The organism is Microbulbifer variabilis (assembly GCF_020524905.1).
Classification (GTDB): Bacteria; Pseudomonadota; Gammaproteobacteria; order Pseudomonadales; family Cellvibrionaceae; genus Microbulbifer; species Microbulbifer variabilis_A.
On sequence record NZ_JAIVKI010000003.1, the window covers coordinates 75,356 to 96,725 of the forward strand.

The following is a 21,370-nucleotide window of genomic DNA, read 5'->3' on the forward strand; positions in this document are numbered from 1 at the left end:
CCAGCCGGTCTCGCTTTGATTGGCTGGTAACATCCCCTTAATTTCTCCTTGACTCTACATTGCCACCAGAAAGTTGTGCTATTTCTGAGGGGCGCAAAAAATTAAATATAGATTCTTGCTCTTCGGAGGTCCAAGTTGGGGAAGATAAATCCGAATCTCTCTGAATTCCTTAGGGAGTGCAATGAATTCCTTTCTGAGCGTAAAGCCAGAGGTTGTTCTTTTAGTGTCATTGATTCTCGAGACCGAGCAGAGAGAATGATTCAGGAGTACGTCACTGATATCCCAAATTTTGACTGCATAGTGGATGATGAGGTCTTTACGTCGGGATACACTGTTCCTGTGAGGATCTTTAATCCTAATCCGAATCAGGCATTGCCGGTGCTTTTATTTCTTCACGGCGGTGGTCATATGGTTGATAGTGTAAAAGCCTATGATCCGATTTGTCGAAAAATGGCTATTGCAACGCAGCATATAGTGGTGGCGCCGGAGTATCGCCTTGCGCCAGAAAACCTTTATCCGGCCAATGTTGAAGATACTTGCGGTGTAGCTCGTGGAGTTTGGTCGGTTCTTGCTCGGCAAAAAATGGATCACCGTAAGGTGTTATCTGTAGCGGGAGATTCTGCTGGAGGTTCGCTCTCAGCCACATTGTCTCACCTTGCACAGTTTGATAGCAGCATTGCTATTGAAAAGCAGGTTCTTATTTATCCCTGCGTTGACTATACCGCTGGATGCTTATCCTATCAGAAATATGGTGCAGGCTATTTTCTGGAGACGGATAAGTGTCTCTGGTTTTTTGACAAATACTTCGGTGAAAGTCAGTGTAGGAAGGCAGCTTCTCCGCTATATATGGATTTCACTGCGAGGTTACCAAGAACTTTGGTGATTACTGCTGAATTTTGTCCCTTGTGTGATGAGGGGAAAATTTATTGTGAAAAAGTAAAGTCTGCGGGCGGGTTTGCAAAAAATCTACATTTTGAGGGTGTGATACATGGCTTTTTAAATGTTGAAGATTTACTTAAAAAGGTATGTGCAGAGGCATACAGTGGTATAGGTGAATTTCTTAATAGTTAACTTGATGTAGATAGTTTAGCCAGGTTTGTAGTGATATTTAAGGATGTAGCCATTGCTGAGTTCCACCTGTTCAGTGGATTCTTTGTCGATCGTTAATTCAATTTCTTTAATGGCGTTAATGATTTGAGTCGGCTGGGTATCAATGCATTGTATGCTCATTGACTCAATGGCCCTGTCTTTACTGTCAACAGAATATTCTAAAACTTGCAGATATAGGCCATCTTCTCCATATAGGATTTTAATTCCCGGGCCACTTGAGAGTGAGACGGTATACTTCACTGCCCCCCAGGGTCCGTCACAGCGGATTGCTTGGTATTCAGCGGGGGGTGTTTGCGCTGAAATGGACTTGGACTGACTTTTTAAGGATGTTTCATCCAGTATTTGCTGAGTATGGAAGTGCCATCCCTCGGGAGTTTCTACTTCAATCTTAAGGGTGGCTTGAGCAAGAATTTGCCCGCTCATAAAGAGAAAAGGCGTCAATAGCAACTTGCGAAATTCCATCATTAATAATAATTCCTTGAGGGAGAAGAGGGAAAGACAACACCTTTTAAGCGATTAGTGGTTGGTTGTATTAAGTGTCAAATCGTAAAGCCTGTCGTGTAATCCGGTCTTGCAATTAATAATAGTGTCTTGATGGGTATCTAGGGGTCGGATAGTATGCAGAAGCTTGCCTAGCAAGTTTTTTTGCGCGACTTAATTGGTACATTCGTACCGATCGCTATCGGAAGTAGCTACTAACAACAATTCAAATAAAGGGTGAACCATGAAGACCTTGTCCTACATGGGGGTAGCCATCACATTATTGCTAGCCTCCGCCTGTGGCCAGGAAAGTTCCTCGCAATCAAATCCATCTACTGCAGATATCGGCTTCCAGAAACAATTATTGAGGCAGCTGATTGCGGCTAAACCTGGCGATACCATTGTTATTCCCGAGGGGGAATTTCAAATTGATCGTAGCCTTTCTCTCAATGTTGATGATGTCACTATTCGTGGTATGGGGATGGATAAATCTATTCTCTCATTTAAACGTCAAATCCAGGGAGCCGAAGGTTTGTTAGTCAATGCCAATGACTTTACGATTGAAGACTTGGCAATAGAGGATACGGTTGGTGATGCCTTAAAAATCAATGAGGGGGAAAATATAGTAATCCGCAATATCCGCGTTGAGTGGACAAATGGCCCGGCTACAGAAAATGGAGCCTATGGGATTTATCCGGTACAGACAAAAAATACTTTGGTCGAAGGTTCTGTAGCTATCGGTGCCTCTGATGCTGGGATTTATGTTGGGCAATCGCGCAATGTGATTGTACGCAATAATCGGGCCGAGTTTAATGTAGCCGGTATAGAAATTGAAAATACTATTGGTGCGGATGTCTATGGCAATGTAACAACGAATAACACAGGTGGTATTTTGGTCTTCAATATGCCGAATTTACCTCAGCCAGGACACAGCACCCGCATCTATAGCAACGAAATCTTTAAAAATAATGTGGGAAACTTTGGGCATGAGGGAACTCCTGTGGCTGCAGTTCCTGCGGGCTCCGGTATTGTGATTAACTCCAATGATCGGGTTGAAATATTCGATAATAAAATTGCCGATAATAATACTGCGAATATTGTAGTGAGCAGTTATTTCACTGCAGGATATTACACTGATAAATCGACACAGGTGGACTTTGATCCCTATCCAGAAGGAATTTATATCTACAATAATCACTTCCTTGGCGGGGGCTCATCACCAGATCACCTAGAGCTGAAAGCGCTAAAAGTTGCACGCTTTGGTTTGGGAGGCAGTTTGCCCGATGTTCTTTGGGATGGTGTTGTAGATGCGAAAAAAATGACTGAAGGCGTTCTGCCAACACACCTGAGACTTTGCATCGATAATGCCGATACCGGCATCCTAAATATTGACTTCCAGAATAATTATCAGAATGTGTCCACCGATATTTCTGCACATCAATGTCACTTGGAGAAATTGCCAGAGATTGTTCTAGATTTTGACCTGCCAGGTGAAGAGACGGGTGCGGGTGATCATTTGGCGATATTGGAGGAGGAGGATGAATAAGTGGAAATATTGGACTGGCTCTCTTCTACTCCTTGTAACCACGGTTACAGCTGTTCTTAGCGGTTGCGATAAGCCTCGTTCACCCGTTGTCTTATTTAATGAGGATGCTATTCCTGAGAGACTAAGTGACTGGAATTTAGTGAATATTATCGATGGGGGACTGATACCCAATGCGAGAGTGCTCCCTTACGATTTAAATACCGGGCTTTTTACTGACTATGCCCATAAACTGCGAACCGTGTGGATGCCCACCGGTACCTCGGCGGAATATGGTGAGGAGCATTTCAACTACCCTGTGGGTACGGTACTCACGAAGACTTTTTACTATCCAAGAGGGGAGGGAATATCAGTTCTACGAACCGAGAACTTCGCTCGTGACTATCTGGAAGGGCACAGCGGAGAAGCTTTGGACTTACAGGCTGTGCGTTTGGTTGAAACTCGCCTGCTGGTAAAGCGTCAGGATGGCTGGCAGGCTATCCCCTATATTTGGAATGCGGCACAAACTGAAGCGATTTATGAAATTGCTGGTGACACGAGCCGTTTTAAACTGGTGAGTGACTCTGGCGATGTTTCTGAATTTACTTATGTGGTGCCCGATGCCAATCAGTGTGCCGGGTGCCATGCCGATAACTTTACCGGAAAGAAGATTTCGCCACTCGGCCCGAGAGCTCGCCATCTGAACAGACATTTTTCCTACCGCAGTGGCACAGAAAATCAATTATTGTATTGGCAGGAAGTGGGATACCTTCGCGGCCTCCCGGCGCTGGCATCACTGCCGAGCCAGCCCAGTTATGTGGATACTTCAAAACCGCTGGAAGACAGGGCGCGCGCTTACCTCGATATCAACTGTGGCCACTGTCATAACCCGGCGGGTGCTGCCGATACATCGGGGCTAATGCTACATTACGGTGAAACAGATTGGCGTAGGATGGGGCTGTGTAAACCACCTGTGGCAGCAGGTACCGGCAGTGGAGGACGGGCTTTTGCCATAGTGCCAGGAGAGCCGGATCATTCTATTTTGAATTTCCGCGTGGAGTCTATCGATCCCGGTGCGATGATGCCGGAGCTGGGACGAAGCCTGGTACATGAAGAGGGTGTGAACTTATTGCGCCAGTGGGTGGCGGCAATGTCGGGGAACTGCTCGTAGCTAAATGAGTTATATCGGGTCGGCTAATTAAGGAAGAAGGCGGCACAATGTTTTGGCACCGTGCCGCTAACCTGTGAGATAGTCTTTATTTTTCAGCCGTAGGCGGCTGTCTCAGCAACTTGAGTGGCTGTTGCGGGAATCAGGCCACGAACCATCATAGTTACCGTGCGCTCGAGCAATGGGGAATCCAGTGCAATGGAGTCGCTTAAAATCTCATATTCCAGTTTTAGAATTGTGCCGTGAGCGATTTGTGCGGCGGCTTCTGGGTCAACTACTCCCAGTAAGTGGAAGAATTCCTGAATTAGGGACTCTCTCGCATGGTTTGACATACGCACCGCTCGCGTCAGCTGCTCGTTGCGCAGTGCCTCATTGCGGAAGGCCAATTCGACTAAACGCCGGTCCCGATCTTCTGCTTGGTTGCGAACATGGGTGAGGATAAAGCGGGTTAGCTGTTGCACTAACAGTTTGTGACTACTACTCGAAGCGCGCTCTTGTGAGGAGAGATTGCGAGCCGCACTGAAACTCTCTTCTTGAAGTTGGCGCGTGCTTTCCAGCCCCTGCTCAACGAAGTAAGTGAATGAATCACTGATCAGGTCGTTGAGGTCTTTAAAGTAGTAGGTGGTCGCAGCCAGCGGTACATTGGCTTCGCGGGCTACGGCGCGGTGACGAATACCGCGAATCCCTTCTTTAACGATCAGTCGCAGGGTGGCCTCCAGGATGGCCTTGCGGCGCAGGCGGCTGTCAGCACGCTGTGCGCGGCGGCCGTGATAGACCAGATCAGACTTTCCGTTGTCTACAGTCATAGCAGTATCCCTGTTCTTTTTGTGTTGGCACCGATGGCTCCAGCAAGCTGTTCGGTCGTGCCATTCTAGCCAAACGAATTCAAAAAGAGGCAATAAAGCTATTACATTTGATTACACGAAGATTGCACCAGTCAGAGGCTTTATGCGTAGTTCTCCTGCGCGAATATCCTCGAATTGGTGCAATAATTAACGGGGGCAATTTTGCGAATCAGAAAATAAAGATTTATATGCCAATTACAGGTCTCTAGATCACCGGAAAATGGGGATAGATTGGCATGTGGGCCGGCGACAATCGAATAGCTTTCGCTACACTTAACGATTGTCGCGGAGAATAAAGCCTGAGTTGGGCGGCTTTAAGAGATTTTTCCAGTAACACGCACTCGTTTGGAGCCAGGCACAATTTTGATTTGCTGACTGCGGCGGCGCTCAATCCCTGCATCGATGGCATTTTTGGCGGCGATCAGCATCCCGGCTACCAGGAATGCACCGGGTGGTAACACAGCCACAAGCACGCCGGGATAATCATTTCCCAGTACCTGTAGGCTCCAGTCTTTGGCCATGGGGCCCAACAGTAGGTCCATATCCGAAAATAAGGTGCCCTGGCCGAGTATTTCCCGTACGGCGCCAATTGCAATCAATACGGCAGTAAAGCCAACACCCATCATAAAACCATCCACCAGTGACGGCAGCACCGGATTTTTACTGGCGAAGGCATCGGCACGGCCGAGAATGGCGCAATTGGTGACAATCAATGGAATAAATATCCCCAACACCAGATAGAGCTCATAGGTGAAAGCTTTCATCAAGAGTTCGACACAGGTGACGAAGGTGGCAATGATCATCACCGAGGCTGGCAGTCGCACTGTGTCGGGCATTTGTCGCCGAACCATGGAGACCGCCAGGTTGGAACAGGTGAGCACGCCTGTGGTGGCGAGCCCCAGGCCAATAGCGTTGACCACGGAGCCGGTAACCGCTAACAAGGGGCAGAGCCCCAACAGTTGAACCAGGGCGGGGTTATTTTTCCAGAGCCCGTTGTGGGTAATTTCTGCGTAACCGGGAGTCGCCATCAATTCTGCTCCGTTTTGGGCTGAGCCTCGTCAGTATTTTCCGCTTCGGGGTTTTCCACTTCGACGGCCCGCTTGGATACCGGCGCGCTAAAAATTTGTTGGTGGTGTTTGGCGACAAACTCCAGGACTTGGTGTACTTCTGCAACCACGGCGCGAGGGGTAATGGTGGCGCCGGTAAACTGGTCGAAGACGCCGCCATCTTTTTGAACCTTCCATTCATTAGAGGGAGGGTTTTTCAAAGAGAGGCCATCGAACTGAAGTACCCAGTTGCTTTTCTTCAGTTCCACCTTGTCGCCGAGGCCCGGAGTTTCGCTGTGGCTGGTCACCCGTACACCGGCTATGGTGCCGTCGCGGTTGACGCCTACCAGAATCTTGATCGGGCCAGAATAACCATCCGGAGCTACTGCTGGCACAATGACTGCCGAAATCTTGCCGTCTTGCTCGCGGGCCAAGTTGATGTCGCCACCCTGGGTAAGTCCCAGCTGTTTCCAGTAGGTCTTGGGAATTGGATAGGTGTCCACAAGCAGGTCATTGCTGTGGCGGTCCAAGGGAATAATTTCCAACAGGGCCTTGGCCGAGGCCGCGCGTATTGCCCGCTCAATGGGCTCCCGGGTAGTGATCTGGGTTACTGCCAGAGTACCGGCGGTGACCACGGCGAACAGCGTCAGCACGACGGCATTGGTGGCCATAGACTGCTTGAGCATCAGTGCTCCTCCAGATCAGTGGCGCGACGCGCCCGCTTGTGGCCATAAGTGCGCGGTAGGGTGTAATTATCGATAGTGGGGGCGGCAAAATTCATTAACAATACTGCGAAGGCCACGGCATCCGGGTAGTTGCCCCAGGCGCGGATAATATAAGTGAAGAGCCCAACGCCGGCGCCAAATATCAGGCGCCCTTTATTACTGGTACAGCCGCTGACCGGATCGGTGATGATGAAAAAGGCACCGAACATAGTGGCGCCGGAGAACAGGTGCAGTAGTGGTGAACCTTCGGAAAGAGAGCTGCCGCTGTCGTAGAAAAACAGGGATAGCAGAGTGAGGGTTGCGAGCATGGCCACCGGTGCGTGCCAGGTGATAATGCCGCGAAATAATAGAAAAAGCCCGCCAAGCAGGAATCCGAAACTGATGGTTTCCCAGCCGGCTCCGGCAAAAGTCCCCTGACTGAAAACCGGCTCCATCTCGTAGAGTTGTGATAGCAACACCGATTCGTTGAGACGCACGATTTCCAACGGCGTGGCGCGGGTGAAACCATCGACGTTGTAGCTGCCAAAAACCAGGGAGATGGCCTCGCCGATATCCGGTGCGCCACCGATCACATCCGCCGCACCAACCCAGCGTGTCATATCCACTGGGAAACTGATCAGCAATACCACATAGCCCACCATGGCCGGGTTGAAGGGGTTGTACCCCATGCCGCCATACAGTTGCTTTGCCAATACTATGGCCACGGCGCTGCCCACCACCGGCAGCCACCAGGCGCAATATGGGGGCAGGGCGATACCCAGCAACAGCGCCGTGACCAGGGCGCTGTAGTCCCGCAAGTAAAAAGCGACGGGCCTGTCCCGCAGCTTCATGATTGCGGCTTCGCACAACAGTGCAGTAATTACGGACAGGGTGATATTGATCAGCACGCCGATGCCGAAATAAATCACCATCGCCAGAACACCGGGCGCAGTGGCGGCCGCTACCTGCAACATGACTTTGGCAGTGTTATCGCCGGAGCGGGCGTGGGGGGAGGTGGCTCGCATCAGAGACATTACTGGCGACCATCCTGTGTGGCTTGTTGCTCTTGCATCTTGTCTTCCAATTTTTTCTGCAGCTTTTCCAAGGCGGTCTCAAAGGCCGCTAGATTGGCATCATTTTCATTTTTGGCTTTTTGCAATCTTGCTTCGGCTTTGCCGAGACGTTTCTGCAGTGCCTCGATATCTGCGGCGAGTTTCTCGGCATCGCTCATTTGAGAGCGGGCCTCCGCGGAGGCACGCGCTTTGGTGATGGCGCGTACGGCGGCGCTGGTTTCTTCCTGACTGGGTTCCCTGGCGGGATCGCGATCGGCGCGACGCTTGGCCAGGGTGAGTTTGTGCTCCGCTTCCTGCAGTTTTAACTCAGCAGCCTTGAGTTGGGCCGCCAGCTGGTCGCGCTGGCCATCTTCTGCGGCCTCCAGTTTATTGCGCAGGCGTTCGACACGGCTTTCGGCGCTGGAGAAGGTGCGCTGGGCACGGGCGAGCAGCTGCTGGGGGTCCTCCTGGCGGGATTTAACCCGTGCCAGGGCCGCGGCGACAATATCTGCCTGCTGTTTACTCTCTTTGGCCTCCTCGGACTCGGGGCTCTGCTCTCGTTGCTGGCGCGCCAGTTCGGCAGCCTTGCGGCGTGCCTCGCGTTTGGCCTCTTTTTCCTTCTCGGCCTTTTCCAGGCGAAGCTTGCGGAACTCGAAGCGGTCGCGGGCGCGATCGGATTTTTCTTTCTCTTCCTCTGCCAGGCGTATTGCCCCTTTGGCTGCGCGATAATACTGCACCAGCGGAATGGTACTTGGGCAGACATAGGAGCAGGCGCCGCATTCGATGCAGTCGAACAGGTTATAGGCTTGCAACTTTTCGCGCTCATCGGCGCGGGCATACCAGTACAGCTGCTGCGGTAGCAGTGAAGCGGGGCAGGCCTCGGCGCAGTAACCACAGCGAATACAGGCCTTGGCGACTGGCGCTGGTGGCAGTTCCTTATTAGTGGGCACCAACAGGCAGTTGGTGGTTTTGACTACAGGGGCGCGCTCATCGTCGATGGTGTAGCCCATCATGGGACCGCCGATAATCACCTTTTGCATCTGGCCGCGGTGGATACCGTGGTGCTTGAGAATATGGTGAATAGGAGTGCCGATGGGCACTTCGATATTGCGCTGGCGCTCCAGGGCCTGCCCCACCACCGTGGTTACCCGGCTAATCAACGGTTCACCAAAGCGAACAGCGCGGTAAATAGCTCTGGCAGTACCCACGTTCTGACAGACGATGCCGACATTGGCCGGCAGACCCCGGTTGGGCACTTCGCGGCCGGTGAGAATCTGGATGAGTTGCTTTTCACCACCGGATGGGTATTTGGTGGGAAACACCACGATGTCAAAACGGCTGCCTTTGGCGGCCTCGCGCATGGCGGCAATCGCCTGCGGCTTGTTGTCCTCAATCCCGATCAATACGCGTTCGGGCTCATCGAGAATATAAGAGATCATGCCAACCCCGGCGATAATCTCCTCGGCGCGCTCGCGCATCAGCATATCGTCGGCGGTAATGTAGGGTTCGCACTCGGTCCCGTTAATAATCAGTGTGTCGATTTCCGCCCCGCCGTGGGGGTCGAGCTTCACCGCTGTGGGGAAACCCGCGCCGCCCATGCCGGCGATGCCACAGTCGCGAATTTTCTCCAGCAGTTCAACCGGAGAAAGCTGGGTGTAATCCTCACAGGATTGCAGTTCACACCAGCGATCCTCGCCGTCGGTGCGGATCACAATACTGTCCTCGGCGAGCCCCGAGGGATGGGGGACGGCGCAGGGCTCAATGGCGACGACTTTGCCGGAACTGGGGGCGTGCACAGGGCAGCTGATCAAGCCATCCGCCTCGGCAATTTTTTGGCCCTTCAGTACTTCATCGCCGAGCTTGACCAGGGGCAGGGCAGTGGCGCCATTGTGCTGCAGCAGAGGCACGATGAGATCCTCGGCCAGGGGAATACTGCCGATGGGTTCGCCGGTACTCTGCTTCTTGTTTTCTGGTGGATGCACGCCGCCGTGGAAATCGTTGGGGCGCAACTCCCGTGCCTTTTCACTGGCAATCAGATGCGCTTTGCGAGCGGCGCGACGCTCTTCTACCGCTTCGCGCCGTTGGTCTTTTTCCTGCAGCGCTGCCTGGTTTTCATTTTCGGGGTTCAAACTGCACCTCCCCGTTGATCTGTTGGCTGGGTGCGACGGTCGGTGGCAATTAGCTGGATACCGTCCTCGGGCTTTTGTGGGTGCCAGTCTTGCAGCAGCGTTTCCACAGGCACCATATCGATACAGTCCACCGGACAGGGCTCCACGCAGAGATCACAGCCGGTGCACTCGTCGGAAATCACGGTGTGCATATATTTGGCTGCGCCGGCGATGGCATCCACCGGACAGGCCTGGATGCACTTGGTGCAGCCAATACATTCGGCCTCGCGAATAAAGGCCACTCTCTTGACGTCTTCGACCCCATGCTCTGCATCCAGAGGCATGGGCTCCATATCCAGCAGGTTTGCCAGCTCGTTGATGGTGGCCTGGCCACCTGGAGGGCACTTGTTGATGGCGTCGCCGTGCACAATCGCTTCGGCATAGGGGCGGCAGCCGGGATAGCCACACTGTCCGCACTGGGTTTGCGGCAACAGGGCATCCACCTGTTCCACCAGGGGGTCCCCCTCCACCTTAAAACGAATGGCGGCAAAACCCAGCAGGGCGCCAAACACCAGAGCCATACCGCCGAGTACCAGCAGTGGGGAGGAAATTTCAGAAATCCAGTCCAGCATCATGCAACCCTATACCAGACCGCTAAAGCCCATAAATGCCAGGGACATCAGCCCCGCGGTAACCATGCCAATAGCGGCGCCACGAAATGGTAGCGGCACATCCGCAGCAAATAGCCGCTCGCGCATGGAAGAAAAAAGAATTAATACCAGGGAGAAGCCCACGGCGGCGCCAAAGCCATACAGGGTAGATTGCATAAATGTATGGGCCTTCATGGTGTTTTGCAGCGCAACGCCCAGTACCGCACAGTTAGTGGTAATCAGCGGCAGAAAAACACCCAGAACTTTGTACATCAGCGGGCTGGTTTTTTCGATAAACATCCGGGCGAATTGCACCACTACCGCGATCACCAGAATAAAGGAAATGGTACGGAGGTACTCGATGCCAAAGGGTTCGAGCAGATAGGTATTCACCAGATAGGAACAGATAGAGGCCAGCGTGAGTACAAAAGTGGTGGCGCCGGCCATGCCCACGGCGGTCTCCAGTTTATTGGAGACGCCCATAAAGGGGCATAGCCCGAGAAACTGCACCAACACATAGTTGTTGACCAGGATGGTGCTGAGCAGGATGACTGCAAATTCGGTCATAACAGGTCCGGTTGAAGCCCAGGGACAAAATAGTGCGAGTGCCTTGGCGGAGTCGAGGCGCCCCGGTGAGAGGCTCCGGCCAGGGGCTCCGTCGAATGTCGCGCAGGGCCGGTATTATGGGTGAGTCGCGGGGGGCCTTCAACTCGGTGGCGGATCTTCTGGCAGCGGAGGCTCCCATCACCCGGCGGCCCAGGCTATGGCTTTGAGAATAGTTGGCGCTTACTGGATGGGATTAGGTGCTTTCGTGAAGCCGTTGGAGGTTTCCGTCGATTTATTGGCGCGCCCCTTTACTCCGGGGGAATATGGCCTTATCTCTGTTGGATCAACACATAACACCAGATGGAGCTCTGTAATGCCAGATCAACCCTATACACCGCCCAAGGTTTGGAAGTGGGATACGGAAAGTGGCGGACAGTTTGCCAAGATTAACCGCCCCATAGCGGGGGCTACCCACGAAAAAGAACTGCCCCAGGGTAAACACCCGATGCAGTTGTATTCCCTGGGAACGCCCAATGGTGCCAAGGCCACGATTATGCTGGAAGAGTTGCTGGCATTGGGGTTTGAAGGAGCGGAATACGATGCCCATCTGATTCGTATCACTGAGGGCGAGCAGTTTGGCAGCGGCTTTGTGGATATCAATCCGAACTCAAAAATCCCGGCTTTGGTAGACCATAGTACGACCCCACCAATACGGGTTTTTGAGAGCGGTTCCATTCTTCTGTATCTGGGAGAGAAGTTTGGCGCCTTCCTGCCTCACACCCCGGAACAGCGCACCGAGACTCTCAATTGGCTGTTTTGGCAGATGGGGGCTGCGCCTTATCTCGGCGGAGGTTTCGGTCACTTCTATGCCTATGCGCCAGAGAAGCTTGAATACCCCATAAACCGCTTCACCATGGAGGTAAAACGGCAGATGGATGTATTGGATCGGCAACTGGCTAAGCACCAGTTTATTGCTGGACGCGAATACACCATTGCAGATATTGCTATCTGGCCCTGGTACGGTGCACTGGTACGCAATGAGGCCTACGATGCCAGTGAGTTTTTGCAGGCTGATAGTTACAAACACCTGGTGCGCTGGTCCGATGAAATTGCACAGAGACCCGCAGTACAGCGTGGACGTATGGTGAATCGCACCTGGGGCGACCCCAGTGAGCAACTGCATGAACGTCACGATGCCAGTGATTTTGACGAGAAAACCCAGGACAAAATCACGCAACAGGACGGTTAATTAATATAGAGGTGGCTGTGTTCTCTTTACTGTCCATCTCAGGTGGCTAGCTAGATGATTGGCCAAATAGCGCGCTTTTTAAAAGGCGCGCAAAGAAAGTGCCAAGTGAATCATTTGCGAAGTGCGCGGCAACTGCCAGAGTTTCTCCGCTATAAATCCAACGGCAAAAGCGAGCCCCATAATTACCGGTAAAGGGATTTTCCCCAGCTGCTGATTAACTTTTTGCTGCTGTTGATCGAACAGCCGCAATGCGCTGCGACGCTGTTTTTCAGCGTCCTCGCAGCAAAGTGTAATTTGCCTATTTAATTGTCTCAGCGACATCGTGAAGAGCCTCCCTTAGCTGCCGTTTGGTTTCTTCAAATCCCAGCAGCGGGCGTAGCTTTTTCTGGTAAAGCAGTACACCGAGGAAAAGACTGACTTGTATCAGGATAAATACGGTAAATCCGATATATATCGACTGGCTAAAATAATAGGCCATTAAACCCACGCCTCCACAGAGGCTGACAAGTAGTGCCGTTCCCAGGGGTACCAACATCAGCTGCAGGAAAATCAATCGCTTTCCCACGGTCAGGGTTCTTTCCAGTTCTAGCTGAAACAATCGCTGAATATTACCCAGCCAGGCTGTCAGTAAAGTTAGGGTGGCTTCGGCGCGCGCCAAAGCCTCTTCCAAACCGCCGCCTGAATTGCTGTTATCACTGGTTTCAGCGAAACCGTCCCGTCCGCGCTGTTGCGCGGCCGGGTCGGGATTCTGATCAGCTCCCTGGCGTTTCTTTCCATTGCCCATCGGCGGTTTCCTTACCGGTTAAAATGGGAAACGCTTATTTGAAAAGCTTGGCGATCGCCCAGCCGACCACAAAAGCACAGCCGACCGCAAGGATCGGTCTTTCCCGCAGGGAAGACTCTGCTTTTTCCATGACTTCTGTAGCGCGTTTTCTCTGTTGCTGAACAGAAGATCTCGCTCTCTGTCTCAAGTTTTCAGCAGCATCGGAAGCGGCCTCTCCTGCGAGATTATAGGCCTTTTGCAGCTTTTCCCTGCTGGAGTTATGTGGAGATCTTGCAGTTGCCATCGGGTTGCTCCTTTTTCAGGGGATGATTGCCGCAGAATTTTATAGTCGCAGCGATCAATTCACAGGAACATTGGCCCCCTTTTTTAGGGTAATTAAAAATAAACTTTAGGCGCTTTCGGTGGCTTTGGTTATAAGGCTATTGATAGGAACTTTGTGGAAATTAATTTGTGAATTTATAGGCTGAGTTTCCGCTTCCAGGTCTCGATATTTCTTACAACGCCATCTAACAGGCGCTGGCGGCTCTCGCGACTGATCCAGGCATTGTGGGGGGTGATAATCAGGTTGGGAATATCATTGGCCAGCAATGGGTGACTCGCCGGTGGGGGCTCCTCGCTCAGTACATCCAGAGCGACACCGCCGAGCTTCCCGCTGCGCAGAGCATCGGCAACGGCTTCCTCATCTACGAGACCACCCCTGGCGGTGTTTACCAATAGAGCGCCGGGTTTCATTGTGGCGATAAAGTCGCGATCGATTAACTTTTCAGTTTGTGCCGTGAGAGGGCAATGCAGACTGATAACATCGGATTCCTTTTTTAATTGTGCTAATGGCACCCGGCCTGGATGTTTTTCTCCGCTGAAAGACTCCGCAATTAAAACGCGCATATCCAGGGCTTCTCCCAGTTTGGCAACTCTTTGCCCCAACTCACCATAACCAATAATTCCCAGGGTTTTACCAGCCAATTCCACCACCGGATGATCGAGTAAACAGAAAATTTCAGACTGACTCCAACGGCCGGCCATTACGTCCTGATGGTAGTGATGCCAGCGGGAGGCAAGAGCGAGGATTAATGCCAAGGTGTGCTGTGGCACAGAGGCGCCAGCGTATCCCTGCACATTGCGCACGGAAATATTCAAATCCTGTGCAGCTTCCAGGTCAATGTTATTGGTGCCGGTAGCACAGACACAGATCAGTTTGAGCGAGCTGGCCTGCTCCAAGAGAGCGCGATTCAAAATCACTTTATTGGTAATGACGACTTCCGCACCGGCGATGCGTTCGGCGGTCTGTTTTGCTGAGGTAGTCTCGTAAAAATTCCAGTGGTCTAGACTGTTTATTAGGGTCTGTGTATCCAATTCCTCAAGTTTCATGGTCATTGCGTCCAGAAATACGCCGCGCATGGAATTTCCTCGGTTTCCTGTGTGAGATAGCGGCATGCTACGATAGCGGTCGCCGAATGCAATGGCTTTCAGAGGTTAGTGGCAGACCTCGCATGGTTGGCTACGGTAAGTTTTCGGGCCTTTCTGTCGCAAATGAAGAGGGCCTGTATGGGAATATCGTTAACTGCAGCATCACTGGTTCTAATCTCGGCATTTCTTCACGCGGGCTGGAATTTACTGGGAAAATCCCGCACACCCTCTCCGGCTTTTTTCTGTATCGCCACACTCAGTGTGGGTCTGTTGCTTCTCCCCCTTTGTTTTTGGGTGCTCTCGCAGGCGGATTCGTTGCCGCGCGCTTTTTGGTTGCTATTACTGGTCAGTGGTTTTTTTCAGATGATTTATATGGGCGGCCTGGCCTTAGCGTATCAGCGCGCCGATATCGGCTTGGTTTATCCCATTGCGCGCGCCCTACCGGTTCTCCTTGTGGCCCTGGCAACGGCGTTGTTGGGGCAGGCACTGCCCTGGCTTGCTTGGTTGGGCATGTTATTGGTGACGATCGGCTGTCTATTAGTGCCACTGGTTTACTTCCGTCAATGGCATTGGAGTGTGTACTGGAGGGCCGACTGTGCCTGGGCCCTGGTGGCGGCACTCGGCACCGTGGGATATTCGCTGGCGGACAAGGGCGCATTACTTTATTTGGAGGGGGCTTTATTAGATGGGGGAGTGACTCCTCCGGTGATGGCGTATAGCTATTTGGGTTTGCAGTTTTTTGTCAGTGGGCTCTGGTTGCTGTGCAGCTGTATAAGCCGAAAGGGGCGCAGGCAATTTTTAGAGACCTTGGGAGATATGAAATTAGGGGTTTTGACCGGCCTAATGATGGGGGCGACTTATGGGCTGGTGCTGTTGGCGATGGCGATGACGGAAAATGTGAGTTACGTGGTGGCTCTGCGCCAGCTCAGTATTCCACTGGGAGTAGGGTTTGCCATCTGGCTGCTGGGGGAGCCGGCACACAGGCCCCAGCTGTTAGGGGTGGGGTTGGTGTGCGCCGGCTTGATTGCGGTGTCGTTTCGTTAGGGGGAGGCCGTGCCCACCCTATTATTCATCACATCACGCGCATGCCGGGTTTGGCGCCCTGGTGGGGCTCCAGAATCCACAGGTCTTTACCGCCGGGACCGGCGGCCAGCACCATGCCCTCACTCACGCCAAAACGCATTTTGCGCGGCGCCAAGTTAGCGACCATCACAGTGTGCTTACCCACCAGATCCTCCGGCGCATAAGCGCTCTTGATTCCGGCAAACACCTGACGGGTCTCGCCACCCAGGTCCAAAGTCAAACGCAGTAATTTGCCGGCGCCTTCGACGTGTTCCGCCTTGGCGATCAGCGCGATACGCAAATCCACTTTGGCGAAATCGTCGAACTGGATCTGTTCGGCAATAGGGTCTTCCGCCAGCGGGCCACTGGCCGCTTTGGCCTCGGCCTGCAGCTGTGCCAGAGACTCCTGCGCGGCCTCCATCACGGCGTCTACCTGGGTTTTTTCCACCCGTTGCAGCAGTGGTTTAAATTTGCTGATCTCGTGATCAGCCAGCGGAGTGGTGGCCTGATTCCAGGCCAGTTCGCTGTTGAGGAATTCTGCGGCTTTTTGTGCGGTGTTGGGCAGTACCGGTGCCAGCCAGGTGATCAGTGCGCGGAACATATTCACGCCCTGTGAGCAGATCGCCAGAACCTCGGCTTCTTTGTCTTCCTGCTTGGCTAGAGACCAGGGCGCCTTGTCTGCGATCCAGGCGTTGGCGGCATCGGCCAGGGCCATAATATCGCGCATAGCGCGGGCGTATTCGCGTTGCTCGTAGTAATCGGCAATCCGTGGAGCGGCCTCGACAAACTGGTTCCACAGCTGTTCATCGGCCAGTTCGGTGGCGAGCTGGCCGCCAGCCTTGCTTACAAATTTGGCGGTGCGCGAAGCGATATTGACGACCTTGCCTACCAGGTCGGAATTTACCTTGGCGATAAAGTCGTCAAGATTGAGATCGAGGTCATCCACGCCGGAGGTGAGTTTGGCGGCGAAGTAATAGCGCAGATATTCTGGGCTCAGGTGATCCAGGTAGTTGCGGGCATTGATAAAGGTGCCACGGGACTTGGACATTTTCTTGCCGTTAACGGTGAGAAAACCGTGTACGCACACTTTGTTGGGGGTGCGGAAATCGGCGGAGTCCAGCATGGCCGGCCAAAACAGGGCGTGGAAATTGACGATGTCCTTGCCGATAAAGTGGTACACCTCGGCATCGCTGTCTTTTTTCCAGTAATCGAGCCAGTCGCTACCATTTTTGTCACAGTAGTTTTTCAGACTGGCCATATAGCCGATGGGTGCGTCCAGCCATACATAGAAGTATTTGCCCGGCGCGTCCGGGATTTCAAAACCAAAATAGGGCGCGTCGCGGGAAATATCCCATTCCTGCAGCCCCTCTTCGAGCCACTCGGCCAGCTTGTTGGCGACCTCATCCTGTAAGGTACCGGAGCGGGTCCAGTTGCGCAGGAACTCGGTAAAGGCCGGCAGAGTGAAGAAGAAGTGTTCGGACTCTTTTTCCACCGGGGTGGCACCGGAGATGGCGGATACCGGATCGATCAGCTCAGTGGGGCTGTAAGTTGCACCACAGGCCTCGCAGTTGTCACCGTACTGATCGGGAGTACTACAGCGCGGGCAGGTGCCCTTGATATAGCGGTCCGCCAGGAACAGCTGTTTCTCCGGGTCGAAAGCCTGGGTGATGGTGCGCGAGGCAATATGGCCGTTGTCGCTGAGACGGCGATAGATCATTGAGGACAACTCGCGGTTTTCCTCCGAATGGGTGGAGTGGTAGTTGTCCACGCCAATCAGGAAATCGGCAAAATCCCGCTCGTGCTCCGCCTGCATATTGGCGATATGTTGCTCGGGTGTCAGGCCCAGCTGTTCGGCCTTGAGCATGATTGCGGTGCCGTGCGCATCATCAGCGCAGAGGTACAGACAGTCATTACCGCGGGAGCGTTGAAAGCGCGCCCAGATATCGGTCTGGATATATTCGAGTATGTGGCCCAAGTGCAGGGAGCCATTGGCGTAGGGGAGTGCGCTGGTGACTAGGATTTTGCGCGTATCGGGCATCGGTTTTTCCATCGCTGTGGGTTGCGGCCGGAGGCTCCGCTGGAGTGGCCGGAGATCGTCAAAAGACGGCGAAATATAGCAGATTTGTGCTATGCCGGGGAGGCATGGGATACGCCGAGTGCGAAAGTGGTTGGATTGATCCAGTCGCTGGCGCTGGGCCGCTTCATCCGACACAATGCGGTTCTGACAAGAAGCACCTAAAGGGAGATACCGTGAGCGATCACCACCACGATCATGAAGAGTTATCAAAGGAAGTGCAGGCCGAGCTTGAGCGCCTGGCGGAGTGCCTTGGTCAGTTGCAGGACCCGGCCAGTGGCCTGCCTCTGGATGAACTGGATGCAGATATTGAAGTGGGCTACGAGAGCGATACCGTGTTTGTTGGTATCACCCTCGGCTACCCCTGTGCGAGCCAGGAAGGGCTGTGGCGCCAGTGGGTCACTGAGGCTTGTGAACCCCTGATGAAGAGCGGACCTCTGGCAGGTAGTACGCTGCAATTTGAATTGTTTTGCGATATTCCTGCGACCTCTTCGGCCAATGCCCCGGAACCGTTGCGTGGAGTGAAAAATATTGTCGCTGTCGCCTCCGGTAAGGGCGGTGTAGGCAAGTCCACTACGGCGGTGAACCTGGCTCTGGCATTGGCGGCAGAGGGCGCGCGAGTCGGGCTGCTCGACGCAGATATCTATGGCCCCAGTCTACCTACCATGCTCGGCACCGAAGGGGTTCGCCCACATGTAAAGGAGCAGAAATTCTTCGTACCCGTGGATGCGTTGGGTATCGAGACAATGTCACTGGGGTATTTGATGACAGAAGATACCCCGGCAGTTTGGCGCGGCCCTATGGCCAGTGGTGCACTCAATCAAATTCTTACGCAAACACTCTGGTGTGACGCCAAGGAAGAGCTGGATTATCTGATTGTGGACATGCCTCCCGGTACCGGAGACATCCAGCTGACGTTGGCGCAAAAAACTACCTTGGCCGGGGCAGTAATTGTCACTACACCTCAGGATCTGGCCCTAAAAGATGCGATTAAGGGGGTAGAAATGTTCCGTAAGGTATCGGTACCTGTGCTCGGTATTGTTGAGAACATGGCACTGCACACTTGTTCCAATTGCGGCCACAGCGAACCGATTTTTGGTTCCGGCGGTGGTGAGCGTATCGCAGAGGAATACGATACCCACCTGCTTGGTGAATTGCCCCTGGCCCAAAAAATCCGCGCCGATATCGATAGTGGCCACCCTAGTGTGATCGCAGACCCGGAGGGTGAAATTGCCGGTTTCTATCGTGAGATTGCCCGCAAAGCCGCGGCTCAGGTTTGGTTGAATGCCAGCAGTGACGAGGAATTGCCGGAAATCGAAATTAGTTGAACCCAATCGCGATACCGATCACAAAGCACTAAATTTTTATTTCTTTGTGGTTTTTTGTTGGGTTAAAAACCCCTATATTGAGCCCCTTCGAGCGCCCTTGTGAAATTTCTTTTTATGAGGGCGCTTAATATTGATAGGCTGGTGTCAATCATCGGTTTATCGCTTCTTTATCGAGATTCATAATAACACTTATTAATAAGGCTTTTTAATAAAGGCTAGTAATAATGTCTTGTGGGAACAGATCTTAACGTATTTTATTTATTGCATTCTTGTATTTGCAGGGGCTTCGTTCTTGGGTGCGGGGCTGTTAACCTGTACAGGAAGTATGGTGAGTTAATCGTTAGGGTTTTAGTATTTATTTAACAGACTTGGTATAAGCTGAAGATATTAGTGACTGCTTTTTCCCCAATTACTTAAACTCAGCCATTACCACAAAAAAAAGAAAGTATTTATGCTGTATTTTCTCAGATGATCGTCATGGTAATTATGTGGCTTTGAATTTTTTGCAGGGGGAAGCCGGACTGTCAGAAAACCAGTGGTAATCCACGGAGTTTACCGGAGTCATTTCCTGACTACCCGTGATCAACGCTCGACAAATTGGTACAGGCTGCGAGTGCCGAGGGTAAAGCATTTCAGGAGTGTGTAAACCTGTGGTGGCTGCCTTGTTTCTGATAACAGGCAGAGGTTATATCGGGCATTGCAGTAGCTGTAGTCGATAAAAATAACAAAGACAAAAGCGCGAGTGCTTTCATCCATGAATTTTAATATTAGCTATCGACCGATAGGGGGCATAGCACGGGTATTATTTTATGGCCCCGTAGGAATTGCGGAAAAAATGGAGGCTGCTGCCCGGCTGGTAGAAAAATACCGTCACCGTGTACCACTGCGGGTGCTACTGGATATGCGTTATGCCCGTGCCAAGGTCACACTGGAGGAGCAGCGGCAATTCACCAGCTTTATTGCTGAGCACCCGGTATTACGGCGCGCATATATTGCGGTTTTACATCCCCGCAACCGTTGTACTTCACCGCTGGCGACTGATGGAACCTGTCTGTGTCGGCACAGTTCGCGGGAGTTTGTTGCCGAGGCAGAAGCTGAGGCCTGGCTCACCCAAACCAAGGGCACCCCAAGACCTCTGCTGCGCTAAGTATTACGCCTGCTGGGCTTTGGCCTGTTCGGCCTCTGCCTGGCGGCGGCGCTCCTCTTTCTTATGAAGGCGTTTGGCGACAGTTGTCTCGCGGGCATCCTGGCCCATATGTTTTTCTCCGCGCTTTTTGGCCAGCTGGATCTGCTTTTCGCGTTCGCGGAAACGGATACGGTCCGCGTCACTCACTTTGTCGTAACAGTGCGGGCAGCTGACACCTTGTTCGAACTTCTCGGACTGCTGGTCTTCCCTGGTGATTGGCATGCGACAGGCGTTGCATTGGTCGTACTGGCCGCGCTCCAGGTCGTGGTTGACGGTGACACGTTCGTCAAAGACGAAGCACTCGCCCTCCCACAGGGATTCCTCTTTGGGGACTTCTTCCAAGTACTTGAGAATGCCGCCGTGCAGGTGGTAAACCTCTTCAAAGCCCTGCTCCTTCATGTAAGCGGTGGACTTTTCGCAGCGGATGCCACCAGTGCAGAACATGGCGACTTTCTTGTGTTTGGCCGGATCCAGGTTCTCTTTGACGTACTGGGGGAACTCGCGGAAGGTTTCGGTATTTGGGTTAATCGAGTCTTTGAAAGTACCGACCTGGAATTCGTAGTCATTGCGGGTATCCACAACAATGACTTCTGGGTCGCTGATCAGGGCGTTCCAATCCTTGGGCTTGACGTAGGTCCCAACCACACGGCGGGGGTCAATGCCCTCCACACCCATGGTGACAATTTCCCTCTTCAGCTTGACCTTGCTGCGTAAGAAAGGCATCTCACCGGTGAAGGATTCTTTGTAATCCAGTTCGGCGAGGCGTTCGTCTGATTTTAGGTAGGCAAGAAGGGCGTCGATACCGTCACGGGAACCGGCAACGGTACCGTTAATGCCCTCGCGGGCCAGGAGCAGGGTGCCGCGTACCTGGTTTTTCAGCATGACTTCAAGCAGGGGTGCGCGCAAAGACTCGAAGTCCTCCAGAGTGACGAACTTGTAGAGCGCACAGACAACATATTGATTCATGGTACTTCCTTAATTGCAGTCCGGAGCGTAAATCCGGGGCAGAAAAAATCGCCGCGCATTTTATCGCAAAAAAAACAACTTGT

General features: G+C 52.7%; 22 protein-coding genes. 7 read left to right on the forward strand and 15 right to left on the reverse strand.

The window, feature by feature from the left end; all coding sequences use genetic code 11:
- Positions 1-255 precede the first annotated feature (255 nt).
- Positions 256-1,071: an alpha/beta hydrolase gene (locus tag LC073_RS05535; protein ID WP_226644585.1), complete on the forward strand. Its 816-nt coding sequence runs from the start codon at positions 256-258 to the stop codon at positions 1,069-1,071.
- A 15-nt stretch (positions 1,072-1,086) separates the two neighbouring features.
- Here LC073_RS05535 and LC073_RS05540 read toward each other — a convergent pair whose 3' ends face one another.
- On the reverse strand, positions 1,087-1,575 hold the full coding sequence (locus tag LC073_RS05540; RefSeq protein ID WP_226644588.1) for a hypothetical protein: 489 nt from the start codon (positions 1,573-1,575) through the stop codon (positions 1,087-1,089).
- Positions 1,576-1,834: 259 nt separating this feature from the next.
- Between LC073_RS05540 and LC073_RS05545 the strand changes: the two genes are divergently transcribed.
- Positions 1,835-3,136 (forward strand): parallel beta-helix domain-containing protein, encoded by a 1,302-nt coding sequence (locus LC073_RS05545; RefSeq protein WP_226644591.1) that lies wholly within the window; start codon positions 1,835-1,837, stop codon positions 3,134-3,136.
- Positions 3,129-4,283, forward strand: coding sequence for an SO2930 family diheme c-type cytochrome (locus tag LC073_RS05550; protein ID WP_226644594.1), 1,155 nt, complete (start codon positions 3,129-3,131; stop codon positions 4,281-4,283). Before LC073_RS05545 ends, LC073_RS05550 begins: the two co-directional genes overlap by 8 nt.
- A gap of 92 nt (positions 4,284-4,375) precedes the next feature.
- On the opposite strand, the gene LC073_RS05555 is transcribed toward LC073_RS05550, so the two are convergent.
- From LC073_RS05555 to rsxA, 7 genes are all read right to left on the reverse strand, one after another.
- The gene (locus tag LC073_RS05555) at positions 4,376-5,086 is read right to left on the reverse strand and encodes a TetR/AcrR family transcriptional regulator (protein WP_226644597.1); all 711 of its coding nucleotides are present in this window, start codon (positions 5,084-5,086) and stop codon (positions 4,376-4,378) included.
- A 353-nt stretch (positions 5,087-5,439) separates the two neighbouring features.
- Positions 5,440-6,153, reverse strand: coding sequence for an electron transport complex subunit E (locus LC073_RS05560; protein ID WP_226644600.1), 714 nt, complete (start codon positions 6,151-6,153; stop codon positions 5,440-5,442).
- Entirely contained in the window at positions 6,153-6,857 is a 705-nt protein-coding gene (gene rsxG / locus LC073_RS05565) for an electron transport complex subunit RsxG (protein ID WP_226644605.1), read from the reverse strand. Before rsxG ends, LC073_RS05560 begins: the two co-directional genes overlap by 1 nt.
- Positions 6,857-7,909, reverse strand: coding sequence for an electron transport complex subunit RsxD (gene rsxD / locus LC073_RS05570; protein ID WP_226644608.1), 1,053 nt, complete (start codon positions 7,907-7,909; stop codon positions 6,857-6,859). Before rsxD ends, rsxG begins: the two co-directional genes overlap by 1 nt.
- The gene (rsxC, locus tag LC073_RS05575) at positions 7,909-10,056 is read right to left on the reverse strand and encodes an electron transport complex subunit RsxC (protein WP_226644611.1); all 2,148 of its coding nucleotides are present in this window, start codon (positions 10,054-10,056) and stop codon (positions 7,909-7,911) included. The genes rsxD and rsxC overlap by 1 nt, the downstream gene beginning before the upstream one ends.
- Complete coding sequence (gene rsxB / locus LC073_RS05580; RefSeq protein ID WP_226644614.1) at positions 10,053-10,667, reverse strand: electron transport complex subunit RsxB; 615 nt, start codon at positions 10,665-10,667, stop codon at positions 10,053-10,055. Before rsxB ends, rsxC begins: the two co-directional genes overlap by 4 nt.
- A gap of 9 nt (positions 10,668-10,676) precedes the next feature.
- The gene (gene rsxA / locus LC073_RS05585) at positions 10,677-11,252 is read right to left on the reverse strand and encodes an electron transport complex subunit RsxA (protein ID WP_020411915.1); all 576 of its coding nucleotides are present in this window, start codon (positions 11,250-11,252) and stop codon (positions 10,677-10,679) included.
- A 352-nt stretch (positions 11,253-11,604) separates the two neighbouring features.
- Here rsxA and yghU point away from each other — a divergent pair, with 352 nt between their 5' ends.
- On the forward strand, positions 11,605-12,480 hold the full coding sequence (yghU, locus tag LC073_RS05590) for a glutathione-dependent disulfide-bond oxidoreductase (protein WP_226644617.1): 876 nt from the start codon (positions 11,605-11,607) through the stop codon (positions 12,478-12,480).
- Positions 12,481-12,558: 78 nt separating this feature from the next.
- Here yghU and LC073_RS05595 read toward each other — a convergent pair whose 3' ends face one another.
- The 4 genes from LC073_RS05595 to LC073_RS05610 form a co-directional block, all read right to left on the reverse strand.
- Positions 12,559-12,801, reverse strand: a complete 243-nt coding sequence (locus LC073_RS05595) for a hypothetical protein (protein WP_226644620.1) — start codon at positions 12,799-12,801, stop codon at positions 12,559-12,561.
- Entirely contained in the window at positions 12,779-13,264 is a 486-nt protein-coding gene (locus tag LC073_RS05600; RefSeq protein ID WP_226644622.1) for a hypothetical protein, read from the reverse strand. Before LC073_RS05600 ends, LC073_RS05595 begins: the two co-directional genes overlap by 23 nt.
- A 34-nt stretch (positions 13,265-13,298) precedes the next feature.
- The gene (locus LC073_RS05605; protein ID WP_226644626.1) at positions 13,299-13,547 is read right to left on the reverse strand and encodes a hypothetical protein; all 249 of its coding nucleotides are present in this window, start codon (positions 13,545-13,547) and stop codon (positions 13,299-13,301) included.
- Positions 13,548-13,720: 173 nt separating this feature from the next.
- The gene (locus LC073_RS05610) at positions 13,721-14,662 is read right to left on the reverse strand and encodes a D-2-hydroxyacid dehydrogenase (RefSeq protein WP_226644629.1); all 942 of its coding nucleotides are present in this window, start codon (positions 14,660-14,662) and stop codon (positions 13,721-13,723) included.
- Between the two features lie 147 nt (positions 14,663-14,809).
- Here LC073_RS05610 and LC073_RS05615 point away from each other — a divergent pair, with 147 nt between their 5' ends.
- The gene (locus tag LC073_RS05615; RefSeq protein ID WP_226644632.1) at positions 14,810-15,715 is read left to right on the forward strand and encodes an EamA family transporter; all 906 of its coding nucleotides are present in this window, start codon (positions 14,810-14,812) and stop codon (positions 15,713-15,715) included.
- A gap of 28 nt (positions 15,716-15,743) precedes the next feature.
- On the opposite strand, the gene metG is transcribed toward LC073_RS05615, so the two are convergent.
- Positions 15,744-17,771 (reverse strand): methionine--tRNA ligase, encoded by a 2,028-nt coding sequence (metG, locus tag LC073_RS05620; protein WP_226644645.1) that lies wholly within the window; start codon positions 17,769-17,771, stop codon positions 15,744-15,746.
- Between the two features lie 212 nt (positions 17,772-17,983).
- Between metG and apbC the strand changes: the two genes are divergently transcribed.
- A complete protein-coding gene (gene apbC, locus LC073_RS05625) occupies positions 17,984-19,135 on the forward strand; it encodes an iron-sulfur cluster carrier protein ApbC (protein WP_226644648.1) in 1,152 nt (383 codons plus the stop codon).
- Positions 19,136-19,717: 582 nt separating this feature from the next.
- Here apbC and LC073_RS05630 read toward each other — a convergent pair.
- Positions 19,718-19,891, reverse strand: coding sequence for a hypothetical protein (locus LC073_RS05630; protein ID WP_226644651.1), 174 nt, complete (start codon positions 19,889-19,891; stop codon positions 19,718-19,720).
- On the opposite strand from LC073_RS05630, the gene LC073_RS05635 reads away from it, so the two are divergent.
- The gene (locus tag LC073_RS05635; RefSeq protein WP_226644654.1) at positions 19,890-20,282 is read left to right on the forward strand and encodes a hypothetical protein; all 393 of its coding nucleotides are present in this window, start codon (positions 19,890-19,892) and stop codon (positions 20,280-20,282) included. The two genes, LC073_RS05630 and LC073_RS05635, sit on opposite strands and share 2 nt — an antisense overlap.
- Positions 20,283-20,285: 3 nt before the next feature.
- Here the strand turns inward: LC073_RS05635 and LC073_RS05640 are convergent, their stop codons facing one another.
- On the reverse strand, positions 20,286-21,287 hold the full coding sequence (locus tag LC073_RS05640) for a rhodanese-related sulfurtransferase (protein ID WP_226644658.1): 1,002 nt from the start codon (positions 21,285-21,287) through the stop codon (positions 20,286-20,288).
- Positions 21,288-21,370 lie beyond the last annotated feature (83 nt).